Source organism: Streptomyces sp. NPDC060198, from assembly GCF_042728415.1.
Taxonomy (GTDB): Bacteria; Actinomycetota; Actinomycetes; order Streptomycetales; family Streptomycetaceae; genus Streptomyces.
The window spans coordinates 22257-36847 of the sequence record NZ_JBHWZJ010000005.1; the positions used below are offsets into that span (position 1 = coordinate 22257).

Below are 14591 nucleotides of genomic sequence, written 5' to 3' on the forward strand. Positions count from 1 at the left end.
CGGGTGCCGTTCGGCGGGGAGGGCGGGTGTGACGCACATCCCAGGGAGAGGTGCCCGGCCTTCCTCGGGTGCCGAGCCGCTGCCCCTGCCCCGCGTTCCCTGCCCCCGCCCGCCGTGCCCCCGCGTCTCCCGGAACGGACCGGTGAGCGCGAGGGCGGTCGGGGCGGGGTGGCGAGAGGGTTCGGTGAGTCCGGCAGCTGCCCGGAGCGGGGTGCCGGGGACCGGACCATGGGGGCCACCAAGGCCACCAGGGGTGCCCGCCCGGGTCAGGCGGCGCGGGCGAGCTCGGCGCGGCCGAAGAGTAGCGCGTACCCCGAGGGGAGTGCCTGGAGCAACCGGGCCAGGAGATCGGGGCCGGCCAGCTGGGCCACCGTGGTCAGGACGGAGCCCGTGTCCCAGCGGGTGGTGGCGGTGCTCGCGCCGGTTAGCAGGGCGAGCGAGGTGACGAAGTCACGCCCGGTGAGCGGGGCTTCGGGTCTTCCGGCGAGGAGGATGCCCGCGGCCTCTCCCGGGAGCCGGGCCGCCAGGCTCTCGCGCACGGATCCGGACAACTGTCCTCCGAGACCGGCCAGTACGAGGCGTACCGCTTCCTCGGCCCGTTCCTTGGTCGGGTACGCGCCGTCGTAGCGGATCTTTTCGAGCATCAGGGTGTAGGTCATGGCCGGAGCGCACTGGGTGGAGTCAGTCGTGTTCTGCATCGTTCGGCGGTCGCCTCTCTCGTCGCAGTGGCCTTCTCGCCCGCGCCGGAGGTGGAACGTACGGAGCCGGTGCGCGCGGGGTGCGGGGCTGGTGTTCAGCCGTTACCCGCCCATCGCGACCTCACACGTACCCACTCGAAGTGCGGGGCAGCCTTCCGGTGACGGGAACGGCGGCCATGGCCTGTCGGCCCGCCGGAATCCGCACCCAGGGCGGCTCGGCGGCCCGGCGGCCCGGCGGCTCGGCGGCTCGGCGGCTCGGCGGCTCGGCGGCCCGGCGGCCCGGCGGCCCGACGGACGTGCGGCCCGACGGACGTGCGCGGTCGGCGCCGGTCGTCACGAACTCCGTCCCGTTCAGAGGACGGGGGAGAAGAGGGTGAGGCGCAGCAGTGCCGCGAGCGCGAGTGCGGCGGGTGCGGCGTACCAGTACGTCCGCAGCCACGCGCACCTGACGGGTACCCAGGTCGCCGCCGCCAGCAGGACGGCTAGGAGGAGTCCCATCGCGGCGCAGACCCGTGCGTTGGTGACGGCCTGGGCGTCCCAGGACCCGTCGGGTTCGACCATGTAGGCGACGAACACCAGGTACCCGGTCACCAGCGCTCCCGCGACGAGGACGACGGCGGAGACGCCGGTGCCCCATCGTCCGGACGCCCAGGAGGAAGGACGGGAGGGGAGCCGGGCGGCGGCGTCCCTGTTCACGTTCACTGCGGCGTCTCCGTAGGGTGGTCGGGCTCTGGGGTGTGCCCGGCCCCCGGGCCCGCCGCGACGCGGCACACCGATCCCGGGTCGATGGCGGGGCGCCACTTAAGCTCCCGCCATGAGCGACGTCGAACTCCTTGCGGGAATTCTGTCCAAGACCGGAGACCTCGTCGAGGGCGTCCGCCCCGACCAGCTCTCCCTGCCGACCACCTGCGAGACCTACGACGTGGAGGCGCTGCGCAACCACCTCGTGGGGTGGCTCCAGGTCTTCGAGGCGGGATCCGAGGGCCGCGCGTACGAAGCCGATCCGGCGGCCCACGTCTGCGGTGACGACCCGGCCGGTGAGTTCAGGGCCGCCGCGCAGGGGCTGCTCGCCGGATGGCGGAGGCACGGATTCGACCGCCGGGTCCGGGTCCGGGAGGGCGAGTTGCCCGCGCCGATGGTGTTCGACATGACGCTCATGGAGTACCTCGGCCACGGCTGGGACCTCGCCGTCGCCACCGGGCAGGAGGTCCCCTTCACCGAGGAGGAGGGAGCGCAGGTGCTGGCCCGCGCGCGGGTCACGCTGCCGCCGCGGTTCCGGGGCGAGGGGCAGGCGTTCGGCGAGATCGTGCCGGTCCCCGAGGACGCCCCGGCGATGGACCGGTTCGTGGGCTTCCTCGGGCGCGATCCGCGGGCCGCCCGGCCGTCCTGACCGCGACTGCCGGAGGACGCCCTGGACCGTCAGGGGCGGCGTACCTTGCCCGCCAGCCGGCGGCCGATCCGGCCGAGCGTGCCCGTCTGGCGACGGTTCCACGCGCGGAAGGCATCCGTCCGGCCACTGCTCCCGGCTCGCTCGACGGCCTCCTCCACGGCCAGTACCCCGGCGGAGGAGAGCTCGCGCACGGCGGGGCGCAGCACCTCGTCCAGCAGGGCGGTGCTGGTGCCCGCCCAGTGGGCGCCCGCGTGCGGATGGGCACTCCAGTTCAGATAGCAGTCGGCGGCGAACGCGGGATCGGACCGCAGCCGGGCGAGTACCGGCTCCTCCCGCGCGGCCCTGCCGTAGGCGGCGAGCAGGTCCGGGTCGCCCGTGTGGACGAAGGCGTACAGCTCCGCGTCCGGCCGCTCCGGTGCCAGCAGACGGCGGGCCAGTGCGCCGAACGCGTGCTCCAGGACGCCCGGTTCCACCGGTTCGGCGGCCGGGCGCAGCGCCAGCGCCCGATCCGCCCAGCCCTCTCCGGGTGCCGTCTGGTCCGGAGCCTTCGCCCCGTCGGCTTCCGGCTCGGTACCAGCCCCGCGCATCGTGCGGGCGAAGTCCAGCAGAAGCAGCGCGCCGCGCTCCCGGCCGAGGATCTGGTGCGGGAAGCCGCGCAGCAGATCGTGCGCCAGTTCGGCGGCGTCCGCGTCGTCGGCCGCCGCGCCGAGAGCCGCGCTGACCAGGTGCGACCAGGTTCCCGCGCTGCGGTGGGCGTCCGAGGTGGCCGCCTCCAAGAGCATCCGGGCCTCCGTGGCGGTCGGCTCCCGGTCCGCCCAGACGAGGCCGACCGCCGAGCGCAGCACCAGCGGCTCGGCAAACGGTGAGATCCCGGCGGTCCGCAACACCCGGCTCAGCGCGGAGGTCCGGTCCTCGCCGCAACTCGCCCTGACCGCACGCGACTCGGCGCACATGCGCAGATGCGGCAGTGACTGCGTCCCGGTGAACGGAAGCGGTACCCGCCCCAACAGCCGCTCCATGGCGGCGGGATCGTCCGGGGCGATCCGGTCCAGCGCCACCAGCAGGGCGGTCCGTACGTCGAACTGCTCGTCCAGCAGCTCCAGCAGGGCCGGGCCCCAGGCGAAGTCGGCGGCGGCCAGGAGGGCGGGGGCCACCCGGTCCACGAGGGAGGGCAGCAGCTCGGCGCAGTCGATGTCCAGAAGCCGTGCCACCCGGAGGAGTTGCACGGTCCGGACGATGTCGAGTGCCGCGCCGGAGCCGCCCAGTTCGGCCAGGATCTCCGGCGCGAGGGCCTCGGACATGGCCTTGCCTTCCGGGCCGGCGAAGGCGCTCCGGTCGGGGAGTTCGAGAGAGCCGTTGCCGCCGCGTACCGCCTCGGTCACCAGCATCGCCGCGAGCGGAGCGGTCACGGCGGCCGGAGACCTTCCGTCCAGTGCGCAGAACAGCCGCCCCACCGCGTCGAATTCGCCGCCGCTGCGGTCGTCGATCGAGGCGGCGGTCAGGGCGCCGACCAGCTTCCGGGTCTGTTCCTCGTCCAGCGTGTACGGCCGCTCCGCCGCCCAGACGGCGGCCGTGGAACGCTCGGCGGGCCCGAGCGCGATCCCGGCGCAGAGCGCGGTGACGGCCAGCGGCCCGGCGGCGAACGGCTCGCCGTGCAACAGGCGTGCCTGGTCGAACAGTTCCGGCGCGCGGTTGCGCCAGACGCGGGCGGCGGTCTCGGCCCAGGCGTCACCGGACGGCGGGGACGGCCGGCCGTGCGGCCCGCCGCACAGGTGCACCCGGATCTCGGCGGCGTCGAGGAGATGGGCGTCCTCGGGGAGCACCCCGACGACCTGCTGCGGGGCGAGCGAGGGCCGCCGGGAGTACGTGGTGAACGTCAGCCGCTCCGCATGCTCCGGAGGCAGGACCGAGGAGGCCAGCCCGATCCAGCGGGCCACGTCCTCGCTCTGCCGCTCCACGAGCGCCACCCGAGCCGTTCCGCCCGAGGCGTTCTCCAGCCGCACCCGGCGCAGATCGGCGAAGACGGCGGCGAGCCACGGGCCCCGGGAGACGGCGAAGTCGCCGAGCGCCTCACGCTCCAGGCCCGGACCGGCGTGCGGCGAGGTGAGCGGGTCGGGTATCGCCCCGCTGGGGGTGACGGACACCCAGCGGGGCGAGCGCCACGCGGTGATCGGCAGCCGGTCCCCCGGCAGGCGCGCGCCGGCCGGCAGCAGCACGGCGTGGGTGTGGAACCGCAACTGCCCGGACGCGGCCCCCGGCGCTGCCAGCGGCACCGCCCGGGACAGCAGCCTGCTGCCGTCCGAGAGATGGGTGAAGCCGAACGCCTGAGGCATGGAGCGGAGTTCGGCGTCCGTGGGGAGGAACGGCACGTCCCCCGGAGGCTCGTACCCCAGCAGAGGTTCGATCTCCGAGAGCAGTGCCGTGGGTATTCCGGGGCCGACGGCGGTGAACCGCCCCACCGTCCCCTCGTCACCCGGAGCTGCCGAGGTGTAGTGCAACTGCGCGAGGCTCATGCCCGGGGCTCTCTTCGTCCTGCGGCGACCGTCCCCGAACCCGCGTGCGCGCAGGCCCGTTCCGGTGACGCGCGGGGCCGGCTCGCGACCGGGGCGGGGAGCGTTCCGCAGTCGCGTGGGGGCGACGCTATCAAGGTCCGGCGAACGTACGGAGCGATCCCGGGGACACCGGCCGAGGGGTGGGGCGAGCGACGGCTGATTCGGCCCGCCCGGAGCGCTCACGCGGGCTGGAGAAGGTCCCACCGGTTGCCGTACAGGTCCTCGAAGACCGCGACCGAGCCGTAGGTCTCGTGCCGGGGCTCCTCCAGGAACCGCACCCCGGCCGCAGTCATCCGCGTGTGATCGCCCGCGAAGTCCTCGGTGTGCAGGAAGAACCCGACCCGGCCGCCCGTCTGCGCCCCGACCGCCGCCCGCTGGTCCCCGTCCTTCGCGCGGGCCAGCAACAGGCCGGTGCCGGCCGCACCGGCGCCGCGCGGACGGACGACGACCCAGCGGGAGCCGTCGCCCCGGTCGGTGTCCTCGGCCAGCTCGAACCCGACGGCGTCCCGGTAGAAGGCGATGGCCTCGTCGTAGTCGTGGACGACCAGGGTGGTCAGGGCGATGTGGGGCATGTCGGCTCCTCGTGCACGGCGGCGGTCCAGCGCCACCCTACTGAGGCTCCGCGCCGACCCCGCAGAATGCCCCGTATGGACTCGTACGACCTCGCCCCGCTCGCCGCCCGCGCCCGGGCGCTCATCGTCCCCGGCAGACGCCGGATCCTGGGGATCGCCGGGCCGCCCGGTGCCGGCAAGTCGACCCTCGCCGCGGCCCTGGTGGAAGCGCTGGACGGTACCGCCGTACTCGTCCCCATGGACGGCTTCCACCTCGCAGGCGCCGAACTCGAACGCCTCGGGCGAGCCGCCCGCAAGGGCGCTCCGGACACCTTCGACGCCGCCGGTTACGCCGCGCTGCTGCGACGGCTGCGCGACCCCGCCACGGTCCGGCCCGCGACGGACGGCGGCGGGACGGTCTACGCCCCGGCTTTCGACCGTGCCCTGGAAGAGCCGATCGCCGGGTCCGTGGCGGTGGACCCGGGCACGTCGCTCGTCGTCACGGAGGGGAACTACCTCCTCCACGACGACGGGCCCTGGGCACCGGTGCGCGGGCTGCTCGACGAGGTCTGGTACGTGGAGATCGACCCGGACCTGCGCGTGCGGAGGCTGGTGGACCGGCACGTACGGTTCGGCAGGCCGAGGCCGGACGCCGAGCGGTGGGCCGCGGACTCGGACGAGGCGAACGCCCGGCTGGTCGAGGCCGGACGCGACCGCGCCGACCTGGTCGTCCGGCCGTCGTGACCGGTCCCCGTGACCACGCCGAGAAGCCGTGACCCGGCCGAGGTGCGCCGCCGGTGTGGCGTCCGCCCCGCTCAGCTCCGCGCGGGGGCGCCCTCCGCGGTCCCGCCGGACGCCTCGCGTTCGAAGCGGCCGATGGAGACCGTGACCGTCATCCCCGCCCGTGCGTACAGGAGATGCGCGCCCGTCAGGCTCTCGCTGTCGACGTCCAGCCCGACCGAGGGCGCGCCGCGCTCGGCGAAGAGCGCGAAGGCGCTGAGCAGCAGGGACCGCCCGATGCCGAGGCGGCGGTCCTCCCGCGCCACCGCCAACTGGCCCACCTCGCCGGCGAGGTCGCCCCGTACGTCACGGAACCGGCACAGTGCCGCGCCCGCTATCCGGCCCGCGCGTTCCGCGAGCAGCCAGAGCGACGGGTCGAACCCGTCGTACAGCAGGTCGTCGGCCCAGACGTCGTAGGGGCGGGGCTCGCCGCCCCAGCGGTCGCCGAACGCGTCCTCGACGCAGGCGTGCACCGCCCGCAGATCCCCGGCCGTTCCGGTGCACGGCCGCAGGGTGACCCCGTCGGCCCACACCGGGGTGGCGAGCGGCCCGTCCAGCGCGATGGTCATCCGCTGGTGGACCCGTGCCCGGCGGTAGCCGCGGGCGCGCAGCAGCCGTTCCGAAACGCCTCCGAGGTAGACGTAGTTGTACAGGGAGAGGTCGTGTCCGGCAGCGGTCGCCAGCTCGGCGGCCCGGGTCTCCGCCAGTTCCAGCAGCCGGGTGCCGATGCCCGCGCCCTCGTGGTCGGGATGCGTGTAGGCGTCGGCGTGGACGCGGCCCTCGCCCGTCTCGGCGGTCACGTGTCCGTAGCCCGCGACCTCCCCGCCGGGACCGGTCACGATCCAGGCGTCCCGCTCGGTGTCCAGGCGCGACCAGACGCGCAGGTACTCGTCGACGGTCTGGGCCGCCGCCGTCGCGTCCCCGGCCCGGCCGGCCGCGTTCACGGCGTCGAGGATCTCGGTGAGTTCGGATCGGAGAGGGGCGCGTACGGCGTATCCCGGCTTCATGGGAGTCCTCGCTCGGGGTCTGGGGTCGCGTCGGCTCGTGCACGCGCCCCGGTAGGGAACCAGGAGGCGTGGTGGCCCGGCAACCCTTTTTGGATCAGGGCACCTCGGAGCCGCCCCGCCCGGCCGTGCTCAGCAACGCCCCGCCGTGCCCACCCGGGCCCGTCCCGCCCAGCCCGCCCGGGCCCGTACCGCCGTGTCCCGGCGTACCAACCGTCCCGCCACGCCCGTCCGGCGCTCGCGTCCCGCGGCGGGCGGCGGCAGGATGCTCCGTGCGGCGCGCGCAGTGGTGCGCCGCCACCGGCAGCCGTACCGGCAGCACCTCTGGAGGCACCGCATGACCAGCCCGAACCCGCCCGAGCCCTTCACCGCCGACGTCTACCGGGCCCGGATGGCCCGTGCGGCCGACTCCGCCGCCGAGGCCGGGCTGGCCGGTGTCCTGGTGGCGCCCGGCCCGGACCTCGTGCACCTGACCGGCTACCAGCCCGTCAGCACCGAGCGCCTCACCCTTCTCGTGCTGACGCCCGGTCAGGAGCCGGTGCTGGTCGTACCGGCCCTGGAGGCGCCCGACGCCGAGGCGGCGATCGGTGCCCCCGCCCTGTCGTTGCGCGACTGGACCGACGCCAGAAACCCGTACGAGGTGGCCGCCCCGCTCCTCGACGCGGCCGGCCGGTACGGGATCAGCGACAACGCCTGGGCCATGCACCTGCTCGGGCTCCAGCAACTTCTGCCCGGCACCTCCTACGCCTCGCTCACCCAGGTGCTGCCGATGCTGCGGGCGGTCAAGGACGCGGCCGAGCTGGAGCGGCTCGCGGCGGCGGGCGCGGCGGCCGACGCCACGTACGAGGAGATCCTGAAGGTTCCCTTCGCCGGGCGGCGGGAGACCGAGGTCTCGGCGGACCTGGCGGCGCTGCTCATCGGATTCGGCCACTCGCAGGTGGACTTCGCCATCGTCGGCTCCGGGCCCAACGGCGCGAACCCGCACCACGAGGCCGGGGACCGGGTCATCGCACACGGCGACATGGTGGTCCTCGACTTCGGCGGTCTGCGGTACGGCTACGGCTCCGACACCTCCCGTACGGTCCACGTCGGCGAGCCCACCGCCGAGGAGCAGCGGGTCCACGACGTGGTGCGCGAGGCCCAGGCGGCGGGGTGCGCGGCCGTACGGCCCGGAGCCGCCTGCCAGGACGTCGACCGGGCGGCGCGCGCGGTCATCACCGAGTTCGGCTACGGTGACCGGTTCATCCACCGCACCGGCCACGGCATCGGGGTCACCACCCACGAACCGCCGTACATGATCGAGGGCGAGGAGCAGCCGCTGGTGCCGGGGATGTGCTTCTCGGTGGAACCGGGGATCTATCTTCCGGGGCGGTTCGGGGTGCGCATCGAGGACATCGTGACCGTCACCGACGACGGCGGGCGGCGTCTCAACTCCACCGCCCGCGAGCTGGCGATCGTCGGATAGCCGGTGCCGGAAGGGGCCTGGACGCGGCCCGGGGCAGTCCGTGTCCGTCTTCGGACCCCGAGCGTGGTCTCGGGTTCCCGAGGTCGTCGCAACACCGTCGGGTGTGAGGCGGTCGGTCGATCACGGAGAGGCTCGGCCCGGTCCGCCCGGCCGAGCGTCTCGCGTGCGCGACCGGTGCAAGGCCCTGGCCGACGAGTACTCCCACCCGGACACCGCCCAGCGCGGCCGCGGCCCCGCGAGCCCGTGCCGGCCCGGGTGCGGACCCGGAGCCCGGCACGCGCGCCGATCGCGGCGGGCGCCACGTTCGGCGTCATCACGCCCGGCCGGGCGCTCCGCCCACCCGGTCACCCGTCCGCCAGCACCACGCACGACTCGGCCGGCAGCCGCAGCAGGCCGTCGGCGCCCGGGGCCTCCACCGGCTCCCAGGCGGCCAGCACCCGCCCGGCGGCGGCCCGGTTCCGCCCGCCGCCCAGCGGGACGGCGGCGGGCCGGCCGGCGAGGTTGACCGCGATCCGCACGTCGCCCCGGCGCAGCGCCAGCCACCCGGCCTCCTCGTCGAAGGCGACCTTCACCGAGGCGAGGTCCGGGTCGTGCAGATCGGGTACGGACCGGCGGAGCGCGATCAGCTCCCGGTACCAGGCGTGCAGCCGGTCGTGCGGCGCGCGCTCCGGCTCGCTCCAGTCCAGGCAGGAGCGTGCGCGGGTCGCCGGGTCCTGCGGGTCCGGGATGTCCTCCTCGGCCCAGCCGTGCGCCCCGAACTCCCGCCGCCTGCCGTTGCGCACCGCTTCGGCCAGCTCCGGATCGGTGTGGTCGGTGAAGAACTGCCAGGGGGTCCGCGCCCCCCACTCCTCGCCCATGAAGAGCATCGGGGTGAACGGGCCGGTCAGCACCAGCGCCGCCGCGCACGCCAGGAGGCCGGGGGAGAGGGAGGCGGCGAGCCGGTCGCCGAGGGCACGGTTGCCGATCTGGTCGTGGGTCTGGGCGTACCCGACGAAGCGGTGGGCGGGGGTGCGGGTGACGTCGACCCGGCGGCCGTGCGACCGCCCCCGGAAGCTGGAGTAGGTGCCGTCGTGGAAGAAGGCCCGGGTCACCGTCTTCGCCAGCCCGGCCAGCGGTGCGGCGGCGAAATCGGCGTAATAGCCCTGCGCCTCGCCCGTCAGCGCGGTGTGCAGGGCGTGGTGGAAGTCGTCGTTCCACTGGGCGTGCAGCCCCAGGCCGCCCGCCGCGCGCGGGGTCGTCGTACGGGGGTCGCAGAGGTCGGACTCGGCGATCAGCGTCAGCGGCCTGCCCACCTCGGCCGACAGGGCGTCCACCCCGGCCGCCAGTTCTTCCAGATAGGTCAGCGCCCGGGTGTCGGCGAGCGCGTGCACCGCGTCCAGTCGCAGCCCGTCGAGACGGTAGTCGCGCAGCCAGGCCAGCGCGCTGCCCAGCAGATACGCGCGCACCTCGTCCGAACCCGGCGCGTCCAGATTGACCGCAGCGCCCCACGGGGTGTGGTGCGTCTCGGTGAAGTACGGGCCGAAGGCCGGGAGGTAGTTACCGGACGGGCCCAGGTGGTTGTGGACGACGTCCAGCAGCACGGCGAGGCCCAGCCCGTGCGCGGTGTCCACGAACCGCTTCAGCCCTGCCGGGCCGCCGTACGGCTCGTGGACGGCCCAGAGCGACACGCCCTCGTACCCCCAGCCGTGGGTACCGGGGAAGGGGCAGACCGGCATCAGCGACACGTGGGTGACGCCGAGTTCGGCCAGATGGCCCAGCCGCCGAGCCGCCGCGTCGAAGGTGCCCTCGCCGGTGTACGTACCGACGTGGAGCTCGTACAGCACGCCGCCCGGCAGCCCGCGTCCGGGCCAGTCGCTCCGCCAGGCGTACGCCTCCTGGTCGACCACCGCGCTCAGCTCGTCCGGGCCGTCCGGCTGGCGCCGGGAGCGCGGATCGGGGAGCGGAGGCCCCTCGTCCACCGAGAAGCCGTAGAGGTCACCGTCCGCCGCGTCCGCCTCGGCCGTCCACCAGCCCGCACGGGACTCGTCGCGCCCCATCGCCTGCCGTGTGCCGGACAGCCAGAGACCGACCGACCCCGCCCCGGGGGCCCACACCTCGAACCGCATCCGCCACTCCCCGTCAGTCGTGTCAGTGATTCGTATGAAAAGCCGGATGTGCCGGAGGAAAGTCCGGACCGGCTTCCATGATCGGCTGAAGTCCTGCGCCCCGCCCCGGAATACTGGACCGGTTCCACGACGGGTGACCGAAGAGATGTCCCGTGTTCCGTGCATCCGCGCACAGGAGTACGGAACACCCCTTAAGGTCTGCTCTGATCATTGCCCTGCCCGATCCTGCTCATACGTACGCCGCCGTACGGCTGATGGAGGCCGAAATGACCGTTCCGAAGTTCCCGCCGGGCTTCCTCTGGGGAGCCTCCGCCTCCGCGTTCCAGACCGAGGGAGCCGTCGAGGCAGACGGGAAGGGTCTCTCCGGCTGGGACGCGTTCGCCGCTGTGCCCGGCCGTATCAAGGACGGTACGGACACCACCCGGGGGACCGGCTTCCTCGAACACTGGCGCGAGGACGTCGGCCTGCTCGCAGGGCTCGGCGCCGACGCCTTCCGCTTCTCCATCAGCTGGCCCCGCGTGGTGCCCGGTGGCAGTGGCGCGGTCAACCCGGCCGGACTCGACTTCTACGACCGGCTCGTCGACGAACTCTGCGCCCGGGGCATCACCCCCGCGCCCACGCTCTACCACTGGGACACCCCGCTGCCGCTGGACGAGGAGGGCGGCTGGCTCAACCGCGACACCGCCTACCGGTTCGCGGAGTACGCGGGCATCGTCGCCGAACGGCTCGCCGACCGCGTCCCCATGTGGATCACCATCAACGAGCCCGCCGAGGTGACCCTGCTGGGCTACGCCCTCGGGGAGCACGCACCCGGCCGTACCCTGCTCTTCGACGCCCTGCCCGCCGCCCACCACCAGCTCCTCGCCCACGGACTGGCCGTCCGGGCGCTGCGCGCCGCCGGGGCCTCCAACATCGGGATCGCCGTCTCGCACAGCCCCGTCTGGACGGCCGGTGACTCGGACGAGGACCGGGACGCGGCCGGGCTGTACGACACCCTCACCAACTGGCTCTTCGCCGACCCGCTGCTCGCCGGCCGCTACCCCGACGAGGGATTCGCCGCCCTGATGCCGGGCCCGGTCGCCGACGACCTGAAGACCATCTCCACCCCGCTGGACTGGTACGGCGTCAACTACTACAACCCCACTCTCGTCGGCGCGCCCCGCCGCCCCGAAGCGCTCGAATCCTTCGCCGGGTTCGACATTCCCGCCGAACTCCCCTTCGGCATCAGGGAGATCGAGGGATACGAGAAGACGGACTTCGGCTGGCCCGTCGTCCCCGACGGCCTGCGCGAGACCCTCGTCGGCCTCCGCGACCGCTACGGCGACCGGCTGCCGCCGCTCTACATCACCGAGAACGGCTGCGCGGTGGACGACGCCGTCAGCGACACCCGCCGGATCGCTTTCCTGGAGGCCCACTTGGGCGCGCTGCACGCCGCGATCGGTGAAGGAGTCGACGTGCGCGGCTACTTCACCTGGTCGCTGACCGACAACGTCGAGTGGACCGAGGGAGCCAGCAAGCGCTTCGGGCTCGTCCACATCGACTACGAGACCCTGCGCCGGACCCCGAAGGAGTCCTACGCCTGGTACCGCGAGGTCATCCGGGCCCAGCGCGTGCCCGAGGTGACCGGGGCGGCGGGGGACGGGGCGGCACAGGCCGTGGCGCCGGGGATCGAGATCATCGGGCAGCAGGCCGCCGGTGCGGCGGAACCGGCCGGAGCCGAACCCGCCGTCGGGCCCGCCTGAACCCGGGGCGGGGCGGCCGGGGCTTCCCGACCGGGCTCCGGGTGACCGATACTTCGCGCCATGGTTGCTCAATGGTGGACCCAGGCCGGCCTGGGCATATTCGTGCACTGGACGCCCGCGTCGGTACCCGGCTGGGCCCCGCCCCGCACCGCGCCCGCCGACCTCCCCCTCGCCGGGCGAGCCGCCCCGCTCGCCTGGACCTCGTACGCGGAGTGGTACGAAAACGGGCTCCGCTTTCCCGGCAGCCCGGTCTTCGCCCACCACCGGGCCACCTACGGGGACAAGCCCTACACCGACTTCGGCCGGGAGTTCGAGGACGGGCTGGCGGGCTGGGACCCGGCCGCGTGGGCGCGCGCTTTCCGTGCCGCCGGAGCCCGTTACGCCGTTCTGGTCACCAAACACCACGACGGTTACTGCCTCTGGCCCTCCGAGGTCCGCAACCCGCACCGGGCCGGCTGGCACACCACCCGTGACGTCGTGGGCGAGTTCGCCGAAGCGGTCCGGGCCGAGGGGCTGCGCTTCGGGGTGTACTACTCCGGCGGACTCGACTGGACCTTCGACAGCCGCCCGGTGGGCACCGCCGCCGACATGCTCGCCTCCGTGCCCCGGGGCGCCTATCCCGGGTACGCCGACGCCCAACTGCGGGAACTCGTACGCCGGTACCGCCCGGACATCCTCTGGAACGACATTGCCTGGCCGGCCGGCGCCCCCGAGATCCGCAGGCTGATCGAGTTCTACCGCTTCACCGTGCCGCACGGAGTCGTCAACGACCGGCTGCTGCCGCGCTCGCCGCTCTGGCGCACCTTCGGACTCCCGGTGGCCGGGGCGCTGTACGACCGCTGGGAGCGGCGCACGGTCGCCCAGGGCGAGGGCTTCGTGCCGCGCAAGCCGCCCTACTACGACTTCCGTACACCGGAATTCGCCCGCTACACGGGCCCCGACCCGTACGAGATCACCCGCGGCATCGACCACAGTTTCGGGTACAACCGCAACTCCCCGTCCGACGCCTTCCTCGGCCGCGACGCCCTCACCGCGCTGGTCCGGGGCACCGCGGCGGAAGGGGGCAACCTGCTGCTCAACGTCGGACCGCGCGGCGAGGACGCCGCCATTCCCGACGAGCAACTGCTGCGGCTGGAATGGCTCGCGCAGGACCGGGCGGCCGAAGCGGAGACGACGGGCTGATCACGGAGCGGGTGGCCGGTCCTGGACCATCCGGTCCGGACCGTTCAGTCCTGGACCGTTCAGTCCTGGACCGTTCAGTCCTGGACCGTTCAGTCCTGGACCGTTCAGTCCCGGGCCGTTCAGTCCCAGACCATGTTGAGCGCCCGCTCGAAGTTGACGTACCCCAGCCGCCGGAACGCCCCGGCCATCGGTTGGTTGCCGAGGTCCGTGGCGGCCCGGACGCGCTCGACCCCGTCCTGCGCGGCGAGCACCCGGGTCCCCTCGGCGAGCAGATCGTCGACGTACCCCTGGCCCCGAAGGCCGGGCAGCACGCCGATGTACGCGATGACCGGGTTGTAGTTGTTGCGCGCCGGGACGACGAACCCGACGGGTTCACCGCCCGGAAGCTCGCCGACGCGCCACCAGTCTCGGGGGGTCGAGTAGCGTGCGAGCTCCTCGTCGTAGTGCCGCTCGGCCGCCTCACGCGCCGACATCCCGGCCGCCAGGTCCTGCTTCCCGTGCGCGTCCAGGGTGCCCTCCATCACCGGGGTCATCAGGGCGACCAGGTCCTCGCGGTCCCTGACCGGCCGGAACCGCAGACGCCCGGTGTCCTCGGGCACCGGGGTCCCGGCCCGCCACTCCAGCCGCAGCCGCTCCACCAGCATCCGCGCCCCGGTCGCCTCCAGGGCCCCGGTCCGCGCCTCGACCACCGCCCGCGCGGCCGGGTCCTCCCGCCAGTCCGGCGGCACGAAACGTTCGTACTCCGGCCGAGGGGCGTCCGGCGGCACCACGGCCGGCGTGGCGGCCTCCAGGAGGGCGGCGCCGACCCGGAGCCGTTCGGCCGCGGGCAGCGCGTCGTCCACGTCGAAGAAGTCGAGCAGCGCGGGAGCGCCACCGGAGCCGCTCCACCACCCGGCCCGCGCGACCACCCGGTCGCCGTCGAGGGCCACCCAGAGCCACGACGGACTCCGCCGCCCCGCCTCCAGGTCCTCGGCCACCTCGTGGTCGAGGACGTAGGACAGGCTCTGGAAGAGGGGGAGTTCGGCTGGGCCGGAAAGCGGACGGAAGGTCAGGCCGGGTACAGCGGGTGTCACGTTGCTCCAGGGGATCGCCGGCCCCGGAGATCACCGGGGGCTCGCGGCG

The 14591-nt window shown here is 74.2% G+C and carries 12 protein-coding genes; 5 read left to right on the forward strand and 7 right to left on the reverse strand.

The window, feature by feature from the left end; all coding sequences use genetic code 11:
* Positions 1-266: 266 nt before the first annotated feature.
* A complete protein-coding gene (locus tag ACFWEP_RS01810) occupies positions 267-698 on the reverse strand; it encodes a DUF2267 domain-containing protein (RefSeq protein ID WP_387363909.1) in 432 nt (143 codons plus the stop codon).
* A 351-nt stretch (positions 699-1049) separates the two neighbouring features.
* Positions 1050-1400, reverse strand: a complete 351-nt coding sequence (locus tag ACFWEP_RS01815; RefSeq protein ID WP_387363912.1) for a hypothetical protein — start codon at positions 1398-1400, stop codon at positions 1050-1052.
* A gap of 112 nt (positions 1401-1512) precedes the next feature.
* On the opposite strand from ACFWEP_RS01815, the gene ACFWEP_RS01820 reads away from it, so the two are divergent.
* On the forward strand, positions 1513-2088 hold the full coding sequence (locus ACFWEP_RS01820; RefSeq protein ID WP_387363915.1) for a TIGR03086 family metal-binding protein: 576 nt from the start codon (positions 1513-1515) through the stop codon (positions 2086-2088).
* A 29-nt stretch (positions 2089-2117) separates the two neighbouring features.
* Here ACFWEP_RS01820 and ACFWEP_RS01825 read toward each other — a convergent pair whose 3' ends face one another.
* Both ACFWEP_RS01825 and ACFWEP_RS01830 read right to left on the reverse strand, forming a co-directional pair.
* Entirely contained in the window at positions 2118-4601 is a 2484-nt protein-coding gene (locus ACFWEP_RS01825; RefSeq protein WP_387363918.1) for a GTPase-associated protein 1-related protein, read from the reverse strand.
* Positions 4602-4819: 218 nt separating this feature from the next.
* Positions 4820-5212 carry a VOC family protein gene (locus ACFWEP_RS01830; protein WP_387363921.1) on the reverse strand — a complete coding sequence of 131 codons (393 nt, stop codon included), beginning with the start codon at positions 5210-5212 and terminating at the stop codon, positions 4820-4822.
* Between the two features lie 66 nt (positions 5213-5278).
* Here ACFWEP_RS01830 and ACFWEP_RS01835 point away from each other — a divergent pair, with 66 nt between their 5' ends.
* Positions 5279-5935 (forward strand): nucleoside/nucleotide kinase family protein, encoded by a 657-nt coding sequence (locus ACFWEP_RS01835; protein WP_387363924.1) that lies wholly within the window; start codon positions 5279-5281, stop codon positions 5933-5935.
* Between the two features lie 71 nt (positions 5936-6006).
* Here ACFWEP_RS01835 and ACFWEP_RS01840 read toward each other — a convergent pair whose 3' ends face one another.
* Positions 6007-6978, reverse strand: a complete 972-nt coding sequence (locus tag ACFWEP_RS01840) for a GNAT family N-acetyltransferase (protein WP_387363927.1) — start codon at positions 6976-6978, stop codon at positions 6007-6009.
* A gap of 334 nt (positions 6979-7312) precedes the next feature.
* Between ACFWEP_RS01840 and ACFWEP_RS01845 the strand changes: the two genes are divergently transcribed.
* On the forward strand, positions 7313-8440 hold the full coding sequence (locus tag ACFWEP_RS01845; protein ID WP_387363930.1) for a M24 family metallopeptidase: 1128 nt from the start codon (positions 7313-7315) through the stop codon (positions 8438-8440).
* A gap of 344 nt (positions 8441-8784) precedes the next feature.
* On the opposite strand, the gene treZ is transcribed toward ACFWEP_RS01845, so the two are convergent.
* Positions 8785-10545, reverse strand: a complete 1761-nt coding sequence (treZ, locus tag ACFWEP_RS01850; RefSeq protein WP_387363933.1) for a malto-oligosyltrehalose trehalohydrolase — start codon at positions 10543-10545, stop codon at positions 8785-8787.
* Positions 10546-10811: 266 nt separating this feature from the next.
* Between treZ and ACFWEP_RS01855 the strand changes: the two genes are divergently transcribed.
* Both ACFWEP_RS01855 and ACFWEP_RS01860 read left to right on the forward strand, forming a co-directional pair.
* Entirely contained in the window at positions 10812-12287 is a 1476-nt protein-coding gene (locus ACFWEP_RS01855) for a GH1 family beta-glucosidase (protein WP_387363936.1), read from the forward strand.
* A gap of 60 nt (positions 12288-12347) precedes the next feature.
* Entirely contained in the window at positions 12348-13469 is a 1122-nt protein-coding gene (locus ACFWEP_RS01860) for an alpha-L-fucosidase (protein WP_387363939.1), read from the forward strand.
* A 119-nt stretch (positions 13470-13588) separates the two neighbouring features.
* On the opposite strand, the gene ACFWEP_RS01865 is transcribed toward ACFWEP_RS01860, so the two are convergent.
* Positions 13589-14542 (reverse strand): GNAT family N-acetyltransferase, encoded by a 954-nt coding sequence (locus ACFWEP_RS01865; protein ID WP_387363942.1) that lies wholly within the window; start codon positions 14540-14542, stop codon positions 13589-13591.
* Positions 14543-14591 lie beyond the last annotated feature (49 nt).